The 24144-nt window shown below is 44.3% G+C and carries 20 protein-coding genes, 1 tRNA gene and 1 riboswitch; of the genes, 7 read left to right on the plus strand and 14 right to left on the minus strand.

Translation table 11 applies throughout. From position 1 onward, the window contains the following. Position 1 precedes the first annotated feature (1 nt). The 7 genes from WKT20_RS09140 to WKT20_RS09170 all read right to left on the minus strand — a co-directional run bounded on the left by WKT20_RS09140 (position 2) and on the right by WKT20_RS09170 (position 5271). Positions 2–922: a relaxase/mobilization nuclease domain-containing protein gene (locus WKT20_RS09140; RefSeq protein WP_117748692.1), complete on the minus strand. Its 921-nt coding sequence runs from the start codon at positions 920–922 to the stop codon at positions 2–4. After that, positions 888–1271 carry a MobC family plasmid mobilization relaxosome protein gene (locus WKT20_RS09145; protein WP_117748691.1) on the minus strand — a complete coding sequence of 128 codons (384 nt, stop codon included), beginning with the start codon at positions 1269–1271 and terminating at the stop codon, positions 888–890. Before WKT20_RS09145 ends, WKT20_RS09140 begins: the two co-directional genes overlap by 35 nt. A gap of 146 nt (positions 1272–1417) precedes the next feature. Further along, positions 1418–2383: a toprim domain-containing protein gene (locus WKT20_RS09150; RefSeq protein WP_119194092.1), complete on the minus strand. Its 966-nt coding sequence runs from the start codon at positions 2381–2383 to the stop codon at positions 1418–1420. A gap of 163 nt (positions 2384–2546) precedes the next feature. Next, a complete protein-coding gene (locus WKT20_RS09155; protein WP_118435157.1) occupies positions 2547–3620 on the minus strand; it encodes an AAA family ATPase in 1074 nt (357 codons plus the stop codon). 5 nt (positions 3621–3625) lie between these two features. Further along, a complete protein-coding gene (locus WKT20_RS09160) occupies positions 3626–3913 on the minus strand; it encodes a helix-turn-helix domain-containing protein (RefSeq protein WP_005633171.1) in 288 nt (95 codons plus the stop codon). A gap of 140 nt (positions 3914–4053) precedes the next feature. Continuing rightward, positions 4054–4947, minus strand: coding sequence for a hypothetical protein (locus WKT20_RS09165; RefSeq protein ID WP_340417257.1), 894 nt, complete (start codon positions 4945–4947; stop codon positions 4054–4056). Between the two features lie 240 nt (positions 4948–5187). Then, positions 5188–5271, minus strand: a tRNA-Leu gene (locus WKT20_RS09170). 166 nt (positions 5272–5437) lie between these two features. Here WKT20_RS09170 and WKT20_RS09175 point away from each other — a divergent pair. After that, on the plus strand, positions 5438–6481 hold the full coding sequence (locus tag WKT20_RS09175; RefSeq protein WP_117701759.1) for a mannose-1-phosphate guanylyltransferase: 1044 nt from the start codon (positions 5438–5440) through the stop codon (positions 6479–6481). An 83-nt stretch (positions 6482–6564) separates the two neighbouring features. On the opposite strand, the gene WKT20_RS09180 is transcribed toward WKT20_RS09175, so the two are convergent. The 4 genes from WKT20_RS09180 to WKT20_RS09195 form a co-directional block, all read right to left on the minus strand. After that, on the minus strand, positions 6565–8934 hold the full coding sequence (locus WKT20_RS09180) for a TonB-dependent receptor (RefSeq protein WP_445323273.1): 2370 nt from the start codon (positions 8932–8934) through the stop codon (positions 6565–6567). A gap of 118 nt (positions 8935–9052) precedes the next feature. Beyond that, a complete protein-coding gene (locus WKT20_RS09185) occupies positions 9053–9460 on the minus strand; it encodes an HIT family protein (protein WP_117701749.1) in 408 nt (135 codons plus the stop codon). Between the two features lie 53 nt (positions 9461–9513). After that, positions 9514–9978 (minus strand): transcription elongation factor GreA, encoded by a 465-nt coding sequence (gene greA / locus WKT20_RS09190; RefSeq protein ID WP_007559849.1) that lies wholly within the window; start codon positions 9976–9978, stop codon positions 9514–9516. A gap of 286 nt (positions 9979–10264) precedes the next feature. Further along, positions 10265–11410 carry a TlpA disulfide reductase family protein gene (locus WKT20_RS09195; protein ID WP_117701750.1) on the minus strand — a complete coding sequence of 382 codons (1146 nt, stop codon included), beginning with the start codon at positions 11408–11410 and terminating at the stop codon, positions 10265–10267. Between the two features lie 245 nt (positions 11411–11655). Here WKT20_RS09195 and pnp point away from each other — a divergent pair, with 245 nt between their 5' ends. Together pnp and WKT20_RS09205 are read left to right on the plus strand one after the other, a co-directional pair. After that, the gene (gene pnp, locus WKT20_RS09200) at positions 11656–13839 is read left to right on the plus strand and encodes a polyribonucleotide nucleotidyltransferase (RefSeq protein WP_340417259.1); all 2184 of its coding nucleotides are present in this window, start codon (positions 11656–11658) and stop codon (positions 13837–13839) included. A 156-nt stretch (positions 13840–13995) separates the two neighbouring features. After that, the gene (locus tag WKT20_RS09205; protein ID WP_117701752.1) at positions 13996–15168 is read left to right on the plus strand and encodes an iron-containing alcohol dehydrogenase; all 1173 of its coding nucleotides are present in this window, start codon (positions 13996–13998) and stop codon (positions 15166–15168) included. A gap of 71 nt (positions 15169–15239) precedes the next feature. On the opposite strand, the gene WKT20_RS09210 is transcribed toward WKT20_RS09205, so the two are convergent. Next, positions 15240–16523: an O-acetylhomoserine aminocarboxypropyltransferase/cysteine synthase family protein gene (locus WKT20_RS09210; RefSeq protein ID WP_007559857.1), complete on the minus strand. Its 1284-nt coding sequence runs from the start codon at positions 16521–16523 to the stop codon at positions 15240–15242. Between the two features lie 120 nt (positions 16524–16643). Between WKT20_RS09210 and WKT20_RS09215 the strand changes: the two genes are divergently transcribed. After that, positions 16644–17093 (plus strand): acyl-CoA thioesterase, encoded by a 450-nt coding sequence (locus tag WKT20_RS09215; RefSeq protein WP_040312501.1) that lies wholly within the window; start codon positions 16644–16646, stop codon positions 17091–17093. Between the two features lie 46 nt (positions 17094–17139). On the opposite strand, the gene WKT20_RS09220 is transcribed toward WKT20_RS09215, so the two are convergent. Then, positions 17140–17964 carry a hypothetical protein gene (locus WKT20_RS09220; protein WP_117702652.1) on the minus strand — a complete coding sequence of 275 codons (825 nt, stop codon included), beginning with the start codon at positions 17962–17964 and terminating at the stop codon, positions 17140–17142. Between the two features lie 328 nt (positions 17965–18292). Here WKT20_RS09220 and WKT20_RS09225 point away from each other — a divergent pair, with 328 nt between their 5' ends. The 3 genes from WKT20_RS09225 to nrdG all read left to right on the plus strand — a co-directional run bounded on the left by WKT20_RS09225 (position 18293) and on the right by nrdG (position 23066). Then, positions 18293–19723 (plus strand): CCA tRNA nucleotidyltransferase, encoded by a 1431-nt coding sequence (locus tag WKT20_RS09225; RefSeq protein ID WP_022054638.1) that lies wholly within the window; start codon positions 18293–18295, stop codon positions 19721–19723. Positions 19724–19980: 257 nt separating this feature from the next. Continuing rightward, a riboswitch (cobalamin riboswitch) is annotated at positions 19981–20171 on the plus strand. A gap of 31 nt (positions 20172–20202) precedes the next feature. Beyond that, on the plus strand, positions 20203–22587 hold the full coding sequence (locus WKT20_RS09230; RefSeq protein WP_117702616.1) for an anaerobic ribonucleoside triphosphate reductase: 2385 nt from the start codon (positions 20203–20205) through the stop codon (positions 22585–22587). A gap of 17 nt (positions 22588–22604) precedes the next feature. Then, positions 22605–23066, plus strand: a complete 462-nt coding sequence (nrdG, locus tag WKT20_RS09235) for an anaerobic ribonucleoside-triphosphate reductase activating protein (protein ID WP_118243702.1) — start codon at positions 22605–22607, stop codon at positions 23064–23066. A 694-nt stretch (positions 23067–23760) separates the two neighbouring features. Here nrdG and WKT20_RS09240 read toward each other — a convergent pair. Continuing rightward, a partial coding sequence (locus tag WKT20_RS09240) for an alpha/beta hydrolase family protein (RefSeq protein ID WP_340417260.1) occupies positions 23761–24144 on the minus strand: 384 nt, incomplete at its 5' end.

A 24144-nucleotide genomic window follows, 5' to 3' on the forward strand; every position in this document is an offset into this window, starting at 1 on the left:
TTTACAGTTTTAGTTGTTTTTTCTTTTTCTTCTTCTTTCTCAAATTCAAGTTCGGTTCTTCATCCATCGGGTACGGTGATGCAGAAAACAGACCGAGCGAACCGCTTATAAACGGACTTTCAGCATTGCTCCGTGTGGGTATTTGTTCCCGGATGGATGCGAAAGTTGTTTGCTGTTGGCTTTCGGTAACATTCATTCCTGCATCTCCGAAATATCTATCCAGTTTGGAGAAACTGAAACTGCGGTCTATCTCCGAACCCTTGAACGTGTATTCTCCTTTGGAAAAGGATATACCCTGTATTTCATCGGTCTGTCCCTTTCGTTTGAATTGGATAGTGATACCCTTTTCCGCTAACCTTTGCTGCAACTGCTGCCAATTGCGGGATTTGCCGATTTCATTTTTAACAGCCATGTAAATCTCGTATTTCGACTTGTCCGGCTCTTTCAATCGGTGCTGTTTCACCTGCTCTTTCCCCTTGGCGAAATAAAGCCCGTGTTTGGCTTTCAGCTTCTTGCATACCTGTTCGTTACGGTACATATCGTTCCTGTCTGAAATAGTCTTGCCGTTGTTGTCTATACGATTGAACACGATATGCACGTGTGGATGCTCCCGGTCTTGATGGCGCACGATGATGTACTGCGTATCGGTGATTTTCATTTCACGCATATACTCCTGCGCAAGCTGTATCATCTTCTCATCCGTCAGTTTGGGTGCGTCCACCGCCGAATAACTTAACGCAATGTGTCCGACAGGCTTCTTTAAGTCGGGATTCATCCCGGTCTGCATACAGAAGCTGCGGATTATATCGCTCCGGCTCTCTGTCAGAACTCCGTCCGCATGAAGCAAAACCGCCTGCTCCTTGCCAAGCACATAGTTCACACAGCCCTTAAAACCGCTTCCCTTTTTTATTTTTCCAATCATTCGACAAATGATTTATGATTTCAACAATCCTATTTTTGAGCTTCACCAGTTCCACCGCCACCAATGCGAAACCTCCGGCATTTGCCCGATGCGCCAGCTGATTGATATTGTTGGCTTCCCCTACCAGCTTGCGGATAGCATCTGCATCCTGCCTGCTCAGCCGGGGTATGACCTCTGCCGAAATAACTGCTTGCCGAACATATTCACTGATGCGCAACCCGGCTTCCCCAGCTCGCTTCCTGATGGCGTAATACTGCAACTCGGTCAGCTTCGTACTGACTACCTTTTTCTGCTTTTCCGTCCGTTTCTTTGCCGGGCGACCGCCTGGCTTGTCCTGTATCTTTTTCATGCCTTTTTACTTTTTGATGGTGTCTTAGAAATTGCGACCAACGGGAGCGATTTCCTTTGCGGTGAGCAAAGCAAGGTGGTTTCGGTCTACCGAAACATAACCTTGCTCTCCCTATGAAACCGCCAGCCGCTGGCAATCCTGCCGGATTAAATGCCCCTGCCCTTCTTTTGTCTTGGGGCGGCACGTTGTCCGGTTTTCTGCTTTATTTCCTGTACTTGGCTGGCTGCGTTTTTCTGTTCCTGCTTCCTGCCGCACAGGTAATCGTTCAAGTCCGAATATCCTCTGTAATTGTGCGAGAAGTCACGCACACGGTAGGAGTATTCCAATTCGATAGCCCGTGTAGCCTTATACCCCGCCTCGTCATTGTCAAGCATACAGTGGATGCGTTCATACAGGTATAGCACATCAATGGCTTTCGGCACATTGACAGTCGAGTTAAGAATAACATAGTCCTGCCTGTCAAGGTCAGGCATGGTCGGACAGTTCTTCATGCGGAGCGTAAGGAAAGAGAGATAGTCCATGAATCCCTCGAATACCAGACACTTCTCTCTCGGCTCTCCCTGCTGCCGTATATGGGTGATGTCTTTCGGGGCAATGCAGCCCTTGAAAAAGGAATTGCGAACCTCGTAACCTCCTGCCATGTTCGGGAACCCGATAGCAAAGAATGGCTTCCCGTTATTGGTAAAATGAAGTTCCTTACATTCTCTTTTTGCCAGCTCAATATTGATACCCCGTCCCTGCAAATAACGGAGCAATGCCGGATGAGTTAAGTCCCGGACTTCCAAATGTTGGAAACTTGGTTCTGTCCTACACTGGGAAAAAGAAAAACTGACTGGGCGAACATTCGGGGTCTGCTCTTCTATCCTCTTTAAAAGGTAGGGCAGGCTGTCGGAAAAGTAAAGTTCCTTTGCCAGGGCGATGATGTTGCCGCCTTTCCCTGCACCAAAGTCATACCAAAGGTTGCGGTCTGTATTTACCTTAAAGGACGCTTCGTGTTCCTCTCTCAGTGGTGATTTATACCATAAGCCGTTACCCTGCTGCTTGACGGGCGAATAACCTAAACTATGCAGATAGTCTGCAATGGGTATTTGTTTCACATCTTCGATGTTCATAACATTTTCTTTTTGGGGATAAAAAAATAGTTGAAAAGTGCGCCAGTCCTGTTTAGTCCGTCATATATATACCCGTACCATACTAAACCTGCCTGCTGTTGATACCGGGAGACAGACAGTCCGTTCCACTTATATATACACCCGGACTAAACCAAACCGACTTTTAATAATGAAAATCGGGATTGTAGCGATAGCCCTTGCCCTCTTTTACAATCATGCGCTTGTTCACAAGGAACTTGTTAAGCGACACAAGGACATTGCGTCCACGCTCGTAGCCGATACTTGCGTAACCTTGTTTTAATGCCGCTATCACATTGGAATAGCCTTGTACAACCTGCTTGCCGAAACCGTTCTCCAATGCTTCCCGGTGCTGCTGTTCCGTCAGCTCTGTAAGCGGAAAGCTCCTGTCCTGCTTGGTTTGCTGGAATACATAACCGTCCATGACTTCAGGCAAAGCGTTGTCATTAATGCGAAATGCGAACGGATCAAACTCCCGGTCACGGATGTGCATCGCCTTTACTTCACTTATATTGCCGTCCTGCGTGCTTTTCGTTATTTGCAGGACGGTTTCAGCTTTGTTGTTCAGCTCTGTACCGATATGTCCTCTTGTGTTATCATCCCCCTTGTTCAAATGCAGTACGGTGTGAATATGCAGATTATACCCACTTGACCAGCGCATCAAAAGGTTGATTAGGTCAGTCGATTCGCTCGGACTATTGATGTCGTACATCAAATCACGGATTCCGTCAATGATGAGCAGCCCCACATCGGGCATATTCTCTAACATATAGCCAATTATCTGCTTACGTTTGTCGGGGGTCTGCTCCCTTAACACAATGAAAACAAAATCGTCCACATCCTTATCGGTCGGCAGTCCAGCAAGGCGCAAAATACGTTCCATGACCTTATGGCAATGGTACTTGCTCTGCTCGGTATCAACATAGAGAATTTTGCGCTTGTTCGGTGGCAAATATGCCGAATACTTCAGAACCTCGTCATTCTTCAATGCAGCCGCAACAATGGCGGAAATGTTGAATGTCTTTTTGCTCTTGGCTTTGCCTGTGGATGCGCTGAAATTGCCCAACGTGCCGATAGTAGAGCCGTTCACCCAAAGAATTTCGGGCGGTACTTCATAAGTGTCCGTCACTTTTAGACGGATGGTTTTCCAGAGGGCTGCAAAATCCTCTTTCGTCATGGCTGTGCCTTGTCCGATTTCCTCTTTCTTCTTGTTTTCCATAGCCATTATTTCTTTAGAGGACGGTTAAGGATATACTTTTGCGCTTCCTGCTCTATCTGCGCCTGCGTCTTCACCGGGTTCTGACGCAACCATGCTTCCAGCTCAGCTTTTTCAAAATAAAGCATTTTGCCCTGCGGCTTGTAATGGGGTATCAAGTTACCTGAAGTCAGCTTGTACAGGTAACTTTTAGAAAGGTTCAAGAACCTGCTCGCTTCATCGAAGCTAAGCACGTTCTTTGAAAGGAACAACATCTTTTCGAGTTCGGAAACTCTTAACTCCAAGTCTTTTTCCATATCGTTTGGGATTTTAGGTGAAACAATATGAAGGTGCGCACCCTCGTCTTTTGTGTTAACGGGAGCAAAGTTAAGAGGTTGAAAATGAAGTCTAATTGACCTTTGTTTGAGCGTTCAATCTATGCTCAACCTTTTTGCAGTTATTTGATGTATTTGTCTATGATTTCATATCCTTTCGGATAGATGTTCTTCGCCTGGTCTGTCGCACTCGACAAGTCAGTACGTGTAAGCGGTTCTCCTTTTATCTTCTTCAATATCAACTTGTTGTTTGCTATAACTGACTGCCACTCATAAACGATGTAGTTATAACAGCTGAGTTGCATCATTAGATAAGCCAACAGACGGGTATTATTAACTTTCAATACACCGTCCAACTTACAGTTGAAAAAATCGGTAAGTATTTTGGTGCTGACAGTAGTAGTAAACACATTCGCTTCGTTTACACATTCAGTCAAAAGTTTGATTTCACGGGCTTTCAAGGTAGATTTGAAAGGATTGTTTTTGCCCACAATCTTGGTTTGAGAAACATCGATGCTGTCATCTTTCTCTTTTGACAAAGATTGTTCTTGAATGACAACCGAGATTATATGGTATTTTCTCTCCTGTTCTTGCAGAAAGTACAAATACCTGGAAAGTACCACAAGGCTAACGATGATAGAAAAATAGGGAAGCCGTTCATCATAGCAAGACGGATTATGCAAATATGCATCCATATCAAAATCAGAACAACGGAAAGCGATGTACTTTTTCCTCTCATCAGAAGTCAAGTCCTCAAAATAACCGCTTTCCCACAAAAAATCGGGAATATCCATATCCTGTACAATGTCACGCACGACACGGTATTTTTGCTGAATGGCTACTATATTTTCGGTAACACGGAAAATTTCCTGCCGCAAATAATCCTTTATCTGAGCCTTTGTCAGATATTCACGCTTTAAAAATAGTGCATCAACTTTAGTTTTATAGTCATGCGCTACGCAACTATCTAAGATCTTCTGTATCGCTCTGAAATTGGCTTCTATATGATTTTCCATAACTGTACCTTATATAATTTTGTTCTCAGATACAAATATAAGGTAGAAATCGCATTTTCCGAGAAAACATCAACAAGAATAAGACAGAAAAGAGAGTATAATAGTTAAGAAATCATAAACATAAAAGGATGAAAACCACAAAAGTATACTCTATTCTTGTTTTTGTCGCTCAGTACACATTTAGTACGCCTTATAGAAAGAGAAAACCCTGATAATCAGTCGATTATCAGGGTTTATTAGTACCCAGACCCGGGGTCGAACCGGGATGGATGTTACTCCACTGGTGTTTGAGACCAGCGCGTCTACCGATTCCGCCATCTGGGCATCATTTCTGATTGCGAGTGCAAAGGTACACATATTTTTCAATAGTGCAAGGAATACGAACAAAAAAGTTGAAAAAAAGTTTTCTAACACTATTTAGAATCCTTTTCGAGCGTTTCTTGCAAAATAAGCCCTATCTTAGCATCAAACTTTAATGCCAGTATCAACCATGAACAGTAAAAATTTTTATTGCATCATCATGGCCGGAGGAACCGGGCGTCGGTTCTGGCCATACAGCCGGAAAGCCTTACCCAAACAATTTCTAGACTTTTTCGGAACTGGCCAGACACTCTTGCAGCAAACTTACGAAAGATATAAGCAGATTCTTCCTGCAGAGAATATTTTCATTACGACCAACCAACATTACAGGGAACTGGTACTGAACTCGCTTCCCGGTTTCAGCGAATCTAACCTGATTGTGGAAGAGGAACACCGGAATACGGCACCTGCCATTGCATACGCATCGTATGTCATTCAAAAAATCAATCCGGATGCCAGCATCGTGGTAGCTCCTTCCGATCACCTGATTCTAAAAATGGATGAGTTCAAACGGGATATTCTGAAATCGCTGGAATTTGCATCCCATTCAGACAAACTCCTGACATTGGGTATTAAACCCAGCTATCCGGAAACGGGCTATGGATATATCCAAGTTTCGGAAGAAAAAGAAGAAGATTTTTACAAAGTCAAGACATTCATTGAGAAGCCGTTACGGGAGTTTGCCGAGGTATTTGTGCAAAGTAATGAGTTCTATTGGAATTCCGGTATCTTTGTATGGCACGTCAAAACAATAATGAAGGCATTCCATGAAATGATGGCGGAGGTATGTCCGCAAGTGGAATGTGACATGCCGAAATTCAGTACTTGCCCCAACAGTTCCATCGATTATAGCATCATGGAAAAGGCTGACAATGTATATGTACTGCTTTGTGATTTCGGGTGGGCAGACATAGGCACATGGAACGCATTGTACGATGCTTCTCCCAAAGATGAAAATCAGAATGTGACGACGCACAGTAATGCGTTGCTATATAACTGCAAGGACAATATCATCATGACTCCCAAAGATAAATTAGTGGTTGTACAAGACTTGAAAGGATATCTGGTGGCAGAACAGGGGAATGCCCTGCTTATCTGCAAAAAGGATGATCAGAATGCCATCCGGAAGTTTGTCAACGATGCAGAAATGAAGTTTGGTGAGTTGTATTCATGAGTCACAATAAACCTTCTCACACATAAAAGAATGGCTTGTCTCTCTGGTGGAAAGACAAGCCATTCTTTTTATAGCAACTCAACTTAATACTCAAAGGTAATTCCTAACGTAGGGAGTAACGTGCCACTCTCCTGCCGGATGAATTTCATGACATATCGCTGCTCGCTCAGCGGTGCAGAAGGATTCTCAATCTGTCCCGTACTCATCAGGGCATCGGGCTGACGCAGCTTGCTGGCTGTAATGTTCTGGATGTCGAGATAAAATCCTAACATACATTTTTTCAGATAGAAGGTTTTATCTACCCGTACATCCAGTTGTCCGAAAACCGGCAAACGCTCCTGATTATAGCGGCTATAATCATAGTAAGCACGTCCCTGCACATTCCAAGCTTCCACCAGCGAAGATTTTTCCACATCGTAAGGCGTATAAGGAGAGCCACCTATGCAACTGACTTTAGCTCCTAAACTCCAATGTTTGGGAAAGTTATAGGTTCCGCTCATATTCAGAATAAAACGGTTATCCCAGGCGGAAGGTACGTAGCTTCCTTGCTCGCCATCCTTAAATTCACTCTTGAAAATGGTCAGTGAGGAAGAGAGATTCAGCTTTTGGGTCAGCAGCCACTTGAACATCAGTTCCACCCCGTACGAGCGACCTTTTGCTTCAGAAGATAGTGCTTCATTGCCAATGGTTCCATAATCATTTCCTTTGCAGTAGAGTGGTATCTGGTCGGACAAGGAGAAAGGCATGTGCCCGTATAATTTATAGAAGCCTTCCGCTGACAGCTCCATATTTTCATTGGGTGTCCATGACAATTCCAGACTTTCCTGTGACACAGAAATGTAATCCAAGTGACGGTTAACATACTCCCCTTCTTCACCTTTGAAGCCTAAGGCGGTATAAGAAGGAAGCTGATAATACAGTCCCACATGACCGCTCAGAGTAAGCCCCTCAATCAACTGGTAAGATACTGACAAACGGGGGGAAAGCTGACGCCACAATTCCTTCATTTTATCGCTATAGTTATTTCCGCCGGTACGTACGCCCATGGAAGCTGTAAAACTTTTGTCGGGAGCAGCATAGTCGACTGAGGCAAACATTCCCCAACGCCAGAGAGATAAATCGGTATGGTAATCATATTCCCGCAAGGCATTGGCAAAGACCTTGCGATATTCATTGCTTTTGTAACGAGAGTAATTCAGGTCGAACCCGGCTTTTACTTTCCACACGCTCCATGAAGAGGTGTTTTCCATACGCAATTTGGTTTCCTGCTCAATAGAGCCCAGCCGCAGCGTCAGATTTTCTTCACTGCTTTCGTCATTGTCGCGATATTTTACATTCCGGTTGTTCAGATAGCTTTGACTTAATACGATTGACTGCACATGCCGCTGGGAATAATGACGATACACACCTCCTACGGTATAGGTTTCCTGATTGATTTCGGGAAGGTAACTGAGCATATATTCGGCATCTTCTCCTTCAATCCCCAAATTGAGTTTCATGCGGTCAATTCCTCCAAGACCAAGCAAAGTCAGTTCGTTGTGGCTGTCAAAACGAGTTTCAATTTTAAAGGAAGCATCGGTATAAGCCGGAAGGAAAGGCAGGCCCAAGATTTTAAACAATGCCTGCAAATAAGACTGGCGTACCGACACCAAATAAGAAGTCTTGTTGCCAATATGTCCATTGGAACTGAGTGAAACCTCTGAGGCACCTAAAGTTGCTTTCAGGGAATTGCGCTCCATGTCTCCATCGCGCAGACTGAAGTCGAGTACACTACTCAACGCATTACCTTTGTCGGCAGGAAATGCCCCGCTGTAAAACTTCACACTACGAATCAAATCGGCATCAATCAGTCCGACAGGACCTCCGGAAGCTCCTTGTGTACTGAAGTGATTGATATTCGGAATTTCTACCCCATCCAGGTAGAAACGGTTTTCGGAAGGACCACCTCCCCGCACAATCAGGTCATTGCGATAGCCTATAGGAGAAAAGGCTACCCCCGGATAGTTCTGTACAACTTTTGAAATATCCCGGTTGGCACCCGGAGCTTTTTCAATCTCCTGCAAACCAATCACCCGAAGGCTGACAGGACTCTCCGGTACTTTCTGAAAAGGAGAAGCTGCCACAACCACCTCATTCAACGACGCATTTTCTTCCTCCAGTTCAATCTGTACATAAGGTGTCACGTGGTTCACCCGATATTCCGGAGTCAGCTCCGTTTTATACCCAAGGAAAGAAGCTTGCAGACGGTAAATACCCGGTGGCACCTGAGTGATGAGAAAATTTCCATTGGCATCGGTAGAAGCCCCGATACCCAATCCCACTACAAGCACATTCACAAACTCCAACGGCTGACGGGTGGACTTGTCAATCACCACTCCTTTTATCTGATATTCGGCTGCAAAAACATTCCAGCACAGACAGCAAAGAAGAATAAAGAAAGAAATTCGTCTAATACGCATAGGCTACAATTCTTAAAAAAACAGGCATGGTTTTCATGGAATCTGTCCAACTGAAAACCACGCCTGAAAATACGAGGAATCCTTTATATCAAAGGTATTTTTGAGAAGAAAATTATTTGCTTTCAGCTTTCCAAGCAGAATTTATTGCATTGGCAATTTCAATGAATTCTTCCTGAGAAAGTTTAAGTTTTGGATTAGAGAACAACATGTCCGATTCATTCTGGATAGGAATCAGGTGAATGTGTGCATGAGGAACTTCCAGACCAATCACAGCCTCACCTACTTTCTTGCAAGGGAAAGCTTTCTGGATAGCCAGCGCCACATGCTTGGCAAACACATGCATCTGAGCCAGCTCCTCATCGCTTAAATCGTAGATATAATCTACTTCCCGTTTGGGAACTACCAGCGTATGTCCTTTCACCAAAGGATTGATGTCAAGAAACGCATAAAAATTGGCATCTTCGGCTACCTTGTAGCTCGGAATTTCGCCTGCAATGATTTTACTGAATATTGTTGCCATATTGTTAAGATATTAAATAAGGCAAGCCCGCCAAAGCGGACCTGCCTTATACATTAAAATGATATACCCATAATTTCCAAAGAGATCTTTCCCTGTGGAATAGTGATTTCTGCTACATCGCCTACCTTCTTTCCTAACAAGCCCTGCGCAATCGGTGTATTCACTGAAATCTTACCCTGCTTCAGGTTTGCTTCACTTTCTGATACGATAGTGTAAGCCATCTTCATGCCTGTTTTCACATTTTTCAGTTCCACACGGCTCAGAATCTGCACAGTGTCAGTCTTCAGTTTAGATGTATCAATAATCTTGGCATCACCGATGGTTGCCTTCAACTGGTTGATTTTCATTTCCAGCAAGCCTTGTGCCTCTTTTGCAGCATCGTATTCTGCATTCTCTGACAAATCGCCTTTATCACGTGCTTCTGCAATAGCAGCCACAATCTTCGGACGTTCCACCGATTCCAAATGTTTCAATTCAGCTACCAGTTTCTGATAGCCTTCTTCTGACATGTAAGCCATAATTTTTCTCCTTAAATATTCGTTATTAAATTATTTATTTTCAACAAAAGTAAAGGGCTGTCCAAAATAAGAACCGTTTATCACAAAAGTAAAGTCATTCTGAACGAAGAGCGAACCCTCCACAGGATGGGAAACAAACGGGTTCTTCACTTTGTTCAGAATGACAATCTGACAAATCAATTTTTATTTTGATACAGCCTCTCTTTCTCAGAGTCTTATATCTTGCGACAAAGATAAATCTTTTTACAATACCAGTCAAGTTTATCCGTACATGCTTTTCAACATGTTACAACAAATCCTTGATGGCTTCTTCCATATTTGTCTTTTCTTCCACACGCAAGCTCAACTCGTTATTACGGTTAACCAGGAATGCAGTAGGCAACTGGGTTACACCGTACAAGCTAAGATAGGTAGAATAAGGTCCTTGCGGGTCGCGGACACATATCCAAGGAAGATTATCTGCAGCTGTCTTCCAGAAATGTTCGTCTGCATCCAAAGAAATCTGATAAATCACCAGTCCCTGAGAAGCATATTTATTATACAGTTCACGCAAAGCTAAGTTACGCGCTCCCGAAGCGGCAGAAGAATAAGCTGTAAAATCAATCAAGACAACTTTACCTTTCAGGTCTGTCAAGCGATGTGTCTTTCCATTCAAGTCCTTCAGCTCAATATCAATGATAGAAGCTTCCTGAATCTTATCAGCTGGAAGTGTCACATCTTTTACCTGAGGCGTACGGGTATTCTTCATTCCCTTTATTACCATATTGTAAAGGTTACGTGAACGATCGGCATGAGGATACAGATTATTCAGGCTAGTAGCCACCGCCGCAAAGCATTTCACATCTTCCTTACTCGTCAGCGGATCAAAAATCATATAACCATTCAACTGCTGGAACAAAGCAAAATAAGCGTATGCCTTGTTAGGAGCTGCAAAAATATAATTGCGCTTCACCTGATCTTTATATGCATTCACCAATGAGAACAGACTGTCTTGAGCTACTCCGGCAGGAAGTCCGGACTGTCCCAGTTTATTCACCTGCTCCTGCAAGTTTGCCTGAAGCAGTACCAGTTCCTTTATCTTCTGGTTATTTTCTGAGCCCTCCACCTGATAAGCGGTAGCAAAACCGGAATTATCGGCTTTCACCGTCACAGTTTCAGTAGAGTCAACAGAGAAATTAATCACCTGATTATCCAGTCGAAGCCGATAAAAATCAGGAGAATCCGGACGAGCACCTGAAAAGTGAAACGTTCCACTCTCATCCAACTTGACAGAATCGACTTTTACTATACCTTCCAGGCTGGTATGCTCCAGATACAGCATCTTGTCAGCTGCACCCGATACCGTTCCCTCTACCTTGAAAGCAGGCTCATTGTGACATGCCATCAGTCCGGCCGACAGCAATGCCGTTAACAGATAAGTATTTCTTCTCATACCTGATTTTCTTTAATCTCACATTCTTATGTAAATTCAAGGTGCAAAGATACGGCTTTTCATGACGTCACAAAGTTTTTAAAAGATAAATCCATCATCCAACCGACGAAAACCGTTGTTTTACGACAAATTATTATATAAAAAGCACTTCATACTGAAACTTTTACATAAATACCCGCTTTTATCCATAATAAAACATTATCTTTGTACGCTTTTTTAGATGAAATAATATTAAATCAATTTTTATGATCAATCCTATTGTTAAGACGATCGAGCTGAATGATGGAAGAACCATCACACTCGAAACGGGAAAGCTGGCAAAACAGGCAGATGGTGCTGTTATGCTACGCATGGGTAACACCATGTTGCTGGCTACTGTTTGTGCAGCAAAAGATGCAGTTCCCGGTACAGATTTTATGCCTCTCCAGGTAGAGTACAGAGAAAAATACTCCGCATTCGGACGTTTCCCCGGTGGCTTTACCAAACGTGAAGGAAAGGCTTCAGATTACGAAATCCTCACTTGCCGTCTGGTAGACCGCGCATTGCGCCCTCTGTTCCCAGACAATTACCATGCTGAAGTTTACGTAAATATCATACTTTATTCTGCAGATGGCGTAGATATGCCGGATGCATTGGCTGGTCTGGCTGCTTCTGCCGCACTGGCTGTTTCTGACATTCCGTTCGGAGGTCCGATTTCTGAAGTACGTGTAGCACGTATCGACGGTCAGTTCGTCATCAACCCGACATTCGAAGCACTGGAACGTGCTGACATGGACATCATGGTTGCCGCTACCTATGAAAACATCATGATGGTGGAAGGTGAAATGAAGGAAGTTTCTGAACAAGACTTGCTGGAAGCCATGAAGTTTGCTCACGAAGCAATCAAGGTTCACTGCAAGGCTCAGATGGAGCTGATGGAAGAAGTCGGCAAGACTGTAAAACGTGAATACTGTCACGAAGAAAATGACGAAGACCTGCGCAAAGCCGTACACGATGCTTGCTACGAAAAGGCATATGCGGTTGCAAAATCAGGCAACAAAAACAAACACGAAAGAGGAGATGCTTTCGATGCAATTTGCGAAGAATTCAAGGCTCAGTTCTCTGAAGAAGAACTGGAAGAAAAGGGTCCGATGATTGACCGCTACTATCACGACGTAGAAAAAGAAGCAATGCGTCGTTGTATCCTTGATGAAGGCAAACGTCTGGACGGCCGTGCTACTACAGAAATCCGTCCTATCTGGTGCGAAACCAGTCCGCTGCCAGGTCCTCACGGTTCTTCTATCTTTACTCGTGGTGAAACTCAGTCTTTGAGTACTGTTACACTGGGTACAAAGATGGACGAAAAAATTGTAGACGATGTACTCGACCAGCACAAAGAACGCTTCCTGCTTCATTACAACTTCCCTCCTTTCTCTACAGGAGAAGCAAAAGCACAGCGTGGCGTAGGGCGTCGTGAAATTGGTCACGGTCACCTGGCATGGCGTGCATTGAAAGGACAGATTCCGGCAGATTATCCTTACTGCGTACGCGTAGTTTCTGATATTCTGGAATCTAACGGTTCTTCTTCTATGGCTACAGTTTGTGCCGGAACATTGGCTTTGATGGATGCAGGTGTACCTATCAAGAAGCCGGTTTCAGGTATTGCGATGGGATTGATCAAAAATGCCGGCGAAGATAAATACGCTGTATTGTCAGATATTTTGGGAGACGAAGACCACTTGGGTGACATGGACTTCAAGGTTACAGGTACACGCGACGGTATCACAGCTACTCAGATGGATATCAAGTGTGACGGTCTGACTTACGATATTCTGGAAAAAGCATTGATGCAGGCTAAACAAGGACGTGAATACATCCTCGGCAAACTGACTGAATGCACTGCAGAACCTCGTGCAGAACTCAAACCTCATGCTCCACGTATTGAAACTCTGACTATTCCGAAAGAATTCATCGGAGCTGTAATCGGCCCGGGCGGAAAGATTATCCAGGGTATGCAGGAAGAAACCGGTGCTACTATCACTATTGAAGAAGTAGACGGTGCAGGCCGCATCGAAATTGCAGGAACAAACAAGAAATGTATCGACGACGCAATGCGTATGATCAAGGCTATTGTAGCTGTTCCTGAAGTAGGTGAAGTATACACTGGTAAGGTTCGCTCTATCATGCCTTACGGTGCATTCGTAGAATTCCTGCCAGGAAAAGACGGATTGTTACATATCTCTGAAATCGACTGGAAACGCTTTGAAACAATCGAAGAAACCGGATTGAAAGAAGGTGATAAAATTGAAGTGAAACTGCTGGACATCGACCCGAAAACTGGTAAGTTCAAGCTGTCACACAAGGTATTGCTTCCAAAACCGGAAGGAATGGCTGAAAATCATCCGAAGCGCGAACGTCGTCCGCAGAACAACCACAAGGATAAAGAATAATCTACTTATAGATCCTTTAACCCCAAAGGCTGCCCTTACCGGCAGCCTTTTTTATTTGATACCACCACGCACAAAAAGACATTTTTAACATCCCTCCTGAACCATTCTGTTTTTATTTTCGTATTTTTGGATAAATGAACTTTAAATAGCTATATTATGAACGCAAATCCTGTATTCAGTTTGCACATCCCGACCAAAATTTTGTTCGGATGCGGAGAGTTAAGAAAGTTGGCGACAGAAAAGTTACCCGGCAAGAAAGCCCTGATTGTCATCTCGTCAGGAACCTCCATGAAGAAATACGGCTACCTCGACAAAGTCGTTGAACTGTTGCAAGAAAACAATACGGAATCTGTTGTCTTTGACAAGATTCTGCCCAACCCGATTAAATCTCACGTAATGGAAGCAGCTTCTGCCTGTCGTGAACAGAAATGTGATTTCATCGTCGGACTTGGCGGAGGAAGTAGTATTGACTCTGCGAAAGCCATTGCCGTCATGGCCTGCAACGACGGAGATTACTGGGATTACATCCCGGCAGGCAGCGGAAAAGGACGTCCTGTAACCAAGGCACTGCCCGTGATTGCCATTCCTACCACTGCAGGAACGGGTACGGAAGCTGACCCATGGAGCGTGATTACCAATGAAGAAGCAAAAGAGAAAATCGGCTTCGGAAGCACACTGACCTTCCCTGTACTTTCTATTATTGATCCGGAACTGATGGTTTCCATTCCTCCGCATCTTACTGCTTATCAGGGATTTGATGCTTTCTTCCATGCTGCCGAAGGGTTCTTAGCAAACTGCGCCACTCCTATCAGCGACTTGTATGCCCTTGAAGCCATTCGTTTATTGTACAAATACCTTCCAGTAGCCGTAAAAGACGGACGTAACCTCAAGGCACGCGCGAAAGTAGCATGGGCCAGCACATTGGCCGGACTGGTAGAAGCCACTTCCTGCTGCATTTCCGAACACTCTATGGAGCACGCTATGAGTGCCTTCCATCCAGAACTGCCGCACGGCGCCGGACTGATTGCCATCAGCGAAGCATATTTCGAAACATTCCGTAACGACTGCATGAAACGTTACATGAAAATGGCTGAAATCATGACTCAGCAAAAGAGTAACCGTCCCAGCGATTTTATCGATGCACTGGTACGCATGCAGAAAGAATGCAACGTATACCAATTGAAACTGAGCGACTGGGGAGTGAAAGAAGAAGAACTTCCTCTCATGGTACAAAACGCACGCGATACCATGGGGTCATTGTTTACTCTCGACCCGCGTCCGCTGACCGATGAAGAAGTGCTACAAATTTACCAGAAATCTTTCCGATAAAAGCCGGAGAGAGATACAAAAAAAAGGAGGAATGTTTGTTCCTCCTTTTTTCTATCTCAGTTTTAAAACTTTTAAACCTGTGCCATAGCCTGTTCCAGGTCGGCAATAATATCGTTGACATTTTCAATGCCGACAGACAAGCGAATCAAATCAGGAGCCACACCCGCTTCAATCAGCTGTTCATCTGTTAACTGACGATGTGTATGGCTGGCCGGATGCAACACACAAGTACGTGCATCTGCCACGTGAGTCACAATACAAGCCAGCTTCAGACTATCCATAAATTTGATAGCCTCTTCACGAGTTCCTTCCAAGCCGAAAGCAATCACGCCACAAGAACCGTTAGGCATATATTTCTGAGCCAGTTCATAATACTTGTTGCTCTTCAATCCGCAATAGTTTACCCATTTCACTTTCGGATTTGCTTCCAGCCATTCCGCTATTTTCTGCGCATTTTCACAGTGACGCGGCACACGCAAATGCAATGTTTCCAGTCCAAGATTCAACAGGAACGCATTCTCCGGTGACTGTATAGAACCCAAATCACGCATCAGTTGCGCAGTAGCCTTGGTCATATAAGCCATCTTTCCGAAAGCCTTTGTATAAGTAAGTCCATGATAAGACTCATCTGGCTGTGTCAATCCCGGGAATTTGTCAGCATGCGCATCCCAGTCAAAATTACCGCTATCTACAATAGCACCTCCCACACAAGTGGCATGTCCATCCATGTATTTCGTAGTAGAATGTGTCACGATGTCTGCTCCCCATTCAAAAGGACGGCAGTTAATCGGAGTAGCAAAAGTATTATCCACAATCAAAGGCACTCCGTGCTTATGGGCAATACGGGCAAATTTCTCAATATCAAGCACATTGATACCCGGATTAGAAATTGTTTCTCCGAACAAACATTTAGTATTCGGACGGAAAGCCTTTTCTATTTCTTCTTCCGGAGCATCCGCATCAATAAAGGTACACTCAATACCCAGTTTCTTCATCGTTACAGCGAACAGATTGAATGTACCTCCATAAATGGTAGATGAGCAGACAAAATGGTCGCCTGCCTCGCAAATATTAAATACAGCATAGAAGTTGGCTGCCTGCCCCGATGAAGTCAACATAGCTCCTACTCCTCCTTCCAATGCTGCAATCTTGGCAGCTACGGCATCATTCGTTGGGTTCTGCAAGCGAGTATAAAAATAACCGCTGTCTTCCAAATCGAAAAGACGAGCCATCTGTTCACTGGTATCATACTTAAACGTTGTACTTTGATAAATAGGCAATACACGAGGTTCTCCTTTTTTCGGAGTCCATCCAGCCTGTACACAAAGTGTCTCTTTGTTGAATTTCTGTTCCATCTTATATAATATTATTTATCTACAAATCATTCTGACGGACAAAAGTAAGAAATATTCCACCATTGATAGCAGATTCATGAAAAAAAGATGTACATTTGGTGAAAACTTAAAAGCATTACTATGAACGCAGAATTCCAATTCAAACACGAAATCCCTGTACAAATCCGTTTCAGTGATGTAGACCAGTACGGTCACATGAATAATTCCGTGTATTTTTCGTTGTACGACCTGGCTAAAACATCCTATTTCCGCGATGTGTTTGGGGAAGAAGAACGCGACAAATTCAATGTGGTAGTAGTCAATATCAATGCAGACTTTTTAGCACCTGTATTCTTTTCTGACGAACTCATGATTGAAACGACTGTGATCCACCTCGGGCATAAGAGTTTAACCATGCTACAACGAGCCTTCAATAAGGCCAGCGGTGTATTGAAGTGCCAGTGCCGTACCGTATTAGTGGGATATGATATACTGACCAAAGAACCCATGGAAATTCCGATGGCATATAAACAAGCTATCTGTGATTATGAAGGAAAAACATTAAGCGAACTATCCCAGCCTATTCAATAAAAAAATCCTGCCCTTAGGGCAGGATTTCTTATGTTTGTACAAAGTTTTATTCTTCCGTATTCTCTTCCATCTTCCGTTTCACAAACTTGATTTTCAAGTTGGCCTCTTTCTGTTCTTTCTTGATTTCTTCGATGGCAGACAACACACGTGCCAGATCACTCAGTTCTGCGACTGCCTTCACATCATTCGGATGCATCACTGTCTTATAGTTCCGGTCGCCGATAAATTCCAGACGGATGTTTTTCTTATCACGATTGGCAACCAGAAATGCAATCACCCCTCCGTCATTACCCAGTTTATAGTCGGCCTTTTCTACCGGACGTCCCAAGTCTGTAGTTTCATAACTATCTATTGACGTAGGAGTCTCCGCAAAAGTATCATCCACGGAAACCTTTACAGCCGTATGATGAATACTTCCTCCCGCACAACAAATAGAGGTCAGCGACATCTCACCTAATTCGCTCACCTGCGCACGCAAGAACGAACGGCCAATGTTTTTTTCGACCACCTGAGTGGGATAAAAATAATTTCCTACTTCCTGATAGGCTGTATCTTTTTCCAATACAAACTTTCCCTTGATGGAGTCAAGCGCAGCCTGCTTCACCGTCATCATGCTGTCCAGATAAGCCAACGTCTTGGTCTGTTCAGCCAGGTCAATCTGCTGCATCAGCTTGATGCCCGCCTTGCGCACTTCAAATGCCTTGGGATACAGGGTACGAATACTATCTATCTGCAATTTAGCCAGGCTGTACTCACCTGCCGCATACGCAGATTCCGCACGCTGAAACAACTGGCCAGCCTGCTTCTCACCGTTCTGGCAAGCAGAAAGTGCCAATGCCATCGGAACGAGCAATAATCCTATCTTTTTCATACGTTTATCTATCATTCTATGCAGGCAAAAATACAACTATTTTCGGAACTCCTCCGCACATTCCTGCTTTTTTCCATGCATTTTCTATGTTTCCCTCACCGGAAACCTACGTTTTGCGAAAGGAAAACCTACGTTTCGGCCTTGAGAAACATAGGGTTCGCACAAGCGAAACGTAAAACATGCAGAAAGGTTTGTTTCTTAACAGCCTGATGTTTCCTCAATGTCTTTCCACAACCAGAAAAACAAATGTAAGATTTCAAGCAAGCGGCAAAAAATGGACAAAGGGATTTTTTTTGTAACTTTGCGGCAAATTGAAAAAATGCATACAATGGAACTGAAAGAACACTTCGCTGGCAGAATTTTTAGTCTGATATCAGAAACGGCCGATGAGCTGGGACTGGAATGCTATGTTGTAGGTGGATATGTAAGAGATATTTTCCTGAACAGACCTTCCAAGGACATAGATGTAGTGGTGGTAGGAAGCGGAATTGAAATGGCTCAGGCTTTCGGCAAAAAGCTGGGACGAGGTGCGCATGTATCTGTTTTCAAGAACTTCGGTACGGCACAAGTCAAGTTCAAGGATACCGAAGTGGAGTTTGTAGGGGCACGCAAGGAATCGTATAGCCACGACAGCCGCAAGCCGATAGTAGAAGACGGCACACTGGAAGATGACCAGAACCGCAGAGACTTCACCATCAATGCCATGGCGGTTTGCCTGAACAAGGCACGTTTCGGAGAATTGGTAGACCCCTTCGGCGGGCTGGATGACCTGAAGGAACGTACCATCCGTACTCCGCTTGATCCGGACATCACGTTCAGCGACGACCCGCTGCGCATGATGCGCTGCATACGATTTGCCACGCAATTGAATTTCTATATAGACGATGAAACGTTCGAAGCACTGGAACGCAACAAGGAACGCATCAAGATTATCTCGCGCGAACGTATCGCCGACGAACTGAACAAGATTTTGCTGTCACCTGTCCCTTCCAAGGGTTTTATCGACCTGGACCGCTGCGGACTGCTGGAATTGATTTTTCCGGAACTGGTGGCACTGCAGGGAGTGGAAGTACGCAACGGACGCGGTCACAAAGACAATTTCTACCACACGCTTGAAGTGGTGGATAATATTTCACGCGTAAGCAACGACTTGTGGCTACGCTGGGCTACCCTGCTACACGATATTGGCAAACCGAGAACCAAACGCTGGGAACCTAAGGCAGGATGGACCTTCCATAACCACAATTTCATCGGTGAGAAAATGATTCCGGAAATCTTCCGTAAGATGAAGCTTCCGATGAACGAGAAAATGAAGTACGTACAGAAACTCGTCGGTCTGCACATGCGTCCGATTGTGATTGCCGATGAAGAAGTGACCGACTCGGCCGTACGCCGCCTGCTCTTCGAAGCCGGTGATGACATCGACGATCTGATGATGCTTTGCGAAGCAGATATTACTTCCAAAAACGAAGCCCGCAAGCAACGCTTTCTGGACAACTTCAAACTGGTGCGCCAGAAGCTGAAAGATTTGGAAGAAAAAGACCGCATCCGGAACTTCCAACCGCCCGTAGACGGAGCCGAAATCATGCAGGTATTCAACCTGCAGCCTTGCCGTGAAATCGGAAGCCTGAAAAGTTCTATCAAGGATGCGATTCTGGATGGTGCCATCCCGAACGAGCACGACGCAGCCTTTGAATATATGCTGAAAAAGGCGGAACAAATGGGACTAAAGCCCGTGAACCTGCCTGAAAAAAAATAAGCTAACCCAACCTCTTTCGAAGCCTCTGTCACCCTTGACCTACAGAAGCTTCGAAAGATTTTTCCGATATAGTTATTCGCTTGTCGACAAACTAGAAAAATATTTCAGAATTTCCAATATCTGAGAGCTATTACAAATTAGAGTTACCCAATTAAACCTCCTACAATGTCATACAAGGAGGATTTCGTTCATAAAAGTTCTCCCAATTTAGAAACATTCGGAAAATCTCATTTTTTATTTTTCTCCCAAATCTCTATCTTTGTCCTGCTTTTCAAAAGGTAACCTAACCGTTTCAAAAGGGAATGCCGTGGAAATCGGCAACAGTACCTGCTGCTGTGATTCTTGCGTAAACCTGGACATGCATTGCAAGCCACTGTGAATCGAATTCATGGGAAGGCGTCTGTGGGGAAAGATCAGTCAGAAGACCTGCCCGGAAAAGCACAATTATAAGTTATGTTTTACCTCATTTAATTGAAAAAATGAATTTGACAGAAATCCGCATCATCAAGCGCGACGGAAAGCAGGAAAACTTTTCAGCCGCAAAAATCACCAACGCCATCGGAAAGGCTTTTGAAGCAACCGGCATTCCTCAGCAGAAAGAGGAACTGGATCTGATTACCCGACAGGTAGTGTCACACTTCTCGCAGCCTACCATCGGTGTGGAAGAAATTCAGGACCTTGTGGAAAACGAATTAATGAAGGGGCAGCCAGAAGTGGCCAAGAAATACATCATCTACCGTCAGTGGAGAAATACGGAAAGAGACCGGAAAACACACATCAAACATATCATGGACGGTATTGTGGCCATCGACAAGAATGATGTAAACCTGAACAATGCCAACATGTCAAGTCATACACCGGCCGGACAGATGATGACTTTTGCTTCAGAAATCACCAAGGACTATACTTACAAATATCTTCTTCCGAAAAAATATGCAGAAGCGCATCAGATGGGCGACATACACATCCACGACCTGGATTATTATCCCACAAAGACGACTACCTGCATACAGTATGACTTAGATGATTTGTTCGAACGCGGATTTCACACCAAGAACGGAAGCATCCGTACGCCGCAGTCCATCCAGAGTTACGCTACACTGGCTACCATCATTTTCCAGACGAACCAGAATGAACAGCACGGAGGACAGGCAATTCCGGCCTTCGACTTTTTCATGGCCAAGGGAGTGCTGAAAAGTTTCCAGAAAGTCATGGCTACTCATTTAGGATTGCTGCTCGACATCAAAGGCCACACAACGGACGAGAAAGAAATCCTGAAAGGGATACGTGCCCATTTCCACAGCATCGCTCCTAACGAAGAGACTGAAAAGGCTTACTTGGATTCTTTGCAAGCGGAAGGCATCGACCTGACAGCAGACGAATTGAAGTACGTGCTCCGCAAAACGCTGGCACAAACCCGCAAAGATACACATCAGGCCATGGAGGGCTTTATCCACAACTTGAACACCATGCATTCCAGAGGAGGTAATCAGGTGGTATTCAGTTCCATCAATTATGGTACGGACACCTCGGCAGAAGGAAGAATGGTGATTCAGGAATTATTGAAAGCTACCATCGAAGGCTTGGGGAATCATGGAGAAGTTCCAGTCTTCCCTATCCAGATTTTTAAAGTGAAAGACGGAGTGAGCTATTCCGAAGCCGATTATCAACTGGCCATGAAGGATTTTGAAGCAGCTCTCTCAGGAGAAGTGAAGTTTGAATGCCCAAACTTCGACCTCTTCCTGCAGGCATGCCGTACGACGGCCAAAGCACTGTTCCCTAACTTTATGTTCCTGGATACTCCGTTCAACAAACACGAGAAATGGAGTGCTGACGACCCGAAACGTTACCGTTATGAACTGGCAACCATGGGATGCCGCACACGCGTATTCGAGAACCTGAATGGAGAAAAGACTTCATTGGGAAGAGGTAACCTTTCATTTACGACCATGAACCTGCCTCGTCTGGCCATTGAAGCGCACCGGAAAGCAGAAAGTCTGACTAACGAGACTCCGGAAGGCAAGCTCCAGAAAGCAAAGGAATTTTTCCTCCAGTCGGTACACTCCATGGCTGAATTCATCGCAGAGCAGTTGTATACCCGTTACCAGTACCAGCATACCGCTCTTGCGCGTCAGTTCCCGTTCATGATGGGCAATAATGTATGGAAAGGTGGAGGTGCCCTTCATCCCAACGAAGAAGTCGGAGATGTGTTGAAACAGGGTACTTTAGGTATCGGCTTTATTGGAGGACACAATGCTATGATGGCATTATACGGCCAAGGACATGGACATAACCAGCAGGCGTGGAACACGCTTTACGAGGCTATTGAAGAGATGAACAAAGTGGCCGAAGACTACAAAAAGAAATACGGATTGAATTATTCGGTACTGGCAACTCCCGCCGAAGGATTGTCCGGTAGATTTACCCGTATGGACAAACGCAAATATGGAATCATTGAAGGAGTAAACGACCGTGATTACTATGTCAACTCATTCCATGTGGACGTGAAAGAACCGATTACCATTGTCGAGAAAATCAAATGTGAAGCTCCTTTCCATGCACTGACACGTGGCGGACACATCACCTACGTAGAGTTGGATGGAGAAGCACAGAAAAACGTGAAGGCCATTGCGAAGATTGTAAAGGTGATGCACGACGAGCAGATTGGATACGGTTCTATCAACCACCCGGTAGATACTTGTCACGATTGTGGCTACAAGGGAGTCATCTACAGCCGTTGTCCGGTATGTAACAGCGAGAATATCCTGCGCATGCGCCGTATCACCGGTTACCTGACAGGCGACCTTAGCAGCTGGAACTCTGCCAAGAGAGCGGAAGAGCACGACCGTGTAAAGCATGCATAAGCCGAAAGGAAACGTACATGTTACATTATTTATATACATATCCTGAAACAATTGTCGACGGTGAGGGCATCCGGTATTCCATCTATCTGGCTGGATGTACCCATCGTTGCAAGGGATGTCACAATCCGGAATCATGGAATCCGAAGGCCGGCAAACCTCTCACGCAGGAAGTCCTGGAACAAATCATTCAGGAAATCAATGCCAATCCTCTGCTGGACGGAGTTACCTTTTCAGGCGGTGACCCTTTTTACAATCCGGAAGAATTTCTGCCTGTCCTGAAAGAAGTCAGCCAGCGAACGGGCATGAATATCTGGTGTTATACAGGATATACATACGAACAACTGAAAGAGGACCCTATCCGCCAGAAACTACTCCCCTACATAGACGTACTCGTGGACGGTCCTTTCATCGAATCGCTCTACTCTCCTTTTCTGAACTTTTGCGGGAGCAATAACCAGCGAATCCTTAAACTGAAATAGCCGAACATTGATTCGTTAGCATATCCCTCGATTTTAGTTACGAATTTATTAACTAAAATCGAGGGATATATTTTATACCCGTTTCCCGTTTCGTTACATTGTTATCGCGCACGGCGAAAAACGTTGTCGCGCACGACCTCCGTTTTCGTACACAAAGACTTAAAATAGCCCTTTTCTTGATTTATATCATGAAAACAACTATTTATTAAAAAAACATCTTGCAAGTTCTTGCTATCAATCAAAAAAGAATTACCTTTGCAATGTGGTTGTGAAACCAATAGGTAAAAAGAGAAAAACATTTAGGTATTAGAATACATAAGGTAAAAAAGAAATTATTTATTTCAAGGTATTAGCTAGACTATTTAAGGTATTAGGATTAAGGTATTTAGATTAGATTTAAGTTAAGGTATTAGATTTTAAAGGTAAAAGTTTTCAGGAATTAGGTCTGAGAAGGTATTAGGAATATCTTCAGGTAAAAAGAAAAACGAAAGTAAGGATAACAGAAAACACAAAAATCATGTAGATGAAAAGAACCCTTAAATGGGGGTTCTTTAGGAAGGCAGCGGAGGTTCAGCGAACTCTCGCTTTTTTTATGCCCGTACGTGAACTTATGAATCGTTTGTAACCGCCTAGATACAATAACGGCGGAACAGCCTACGCCATCCCGCCGTGAATCAACATGCAACAAGTTATCTTATCGCTGAGGAATATTTACCGAAGATTCTTTCTTTCCTTTCAAATGTTCTGAGAAGAAATCAACCATTCTCCAATAGAAATACTCATCCATATCGCCGAAACCATGACGTTGCCCCGGCAGTATCAGCATATCAAAACGCTTGTTGGCGCGAATCAGTGCATTAACCACGCGAATGGTATTTCCCGGATGCACGTTGTTGTCAATATCTCCATGTACCAACATCAAATGTCCTTTCAACTGCTTTACAATCTCTGGATTGGTGGCAATCTTATAGGCAAAAGTAGTGTCTCCCTTTTCTGAAATTTCTTCTTTTACCCCATGATGCGTTTCGCTCCACCAACGGTTGTAGATACGGTTATCATGATTACCTGCACAAGAAAC

The sequence above is a fragment of the Phocaeicola sp. ICN-14070 genome (assembly GCF_037892625.1).
Taxonomy (GTDB): domain Bacteria; phylum Bacteroidota; class Bacteroidia; order Bacteroidales; family Bacteroidaceae; genus Phocaeicola; species Phocaeicola plebeius.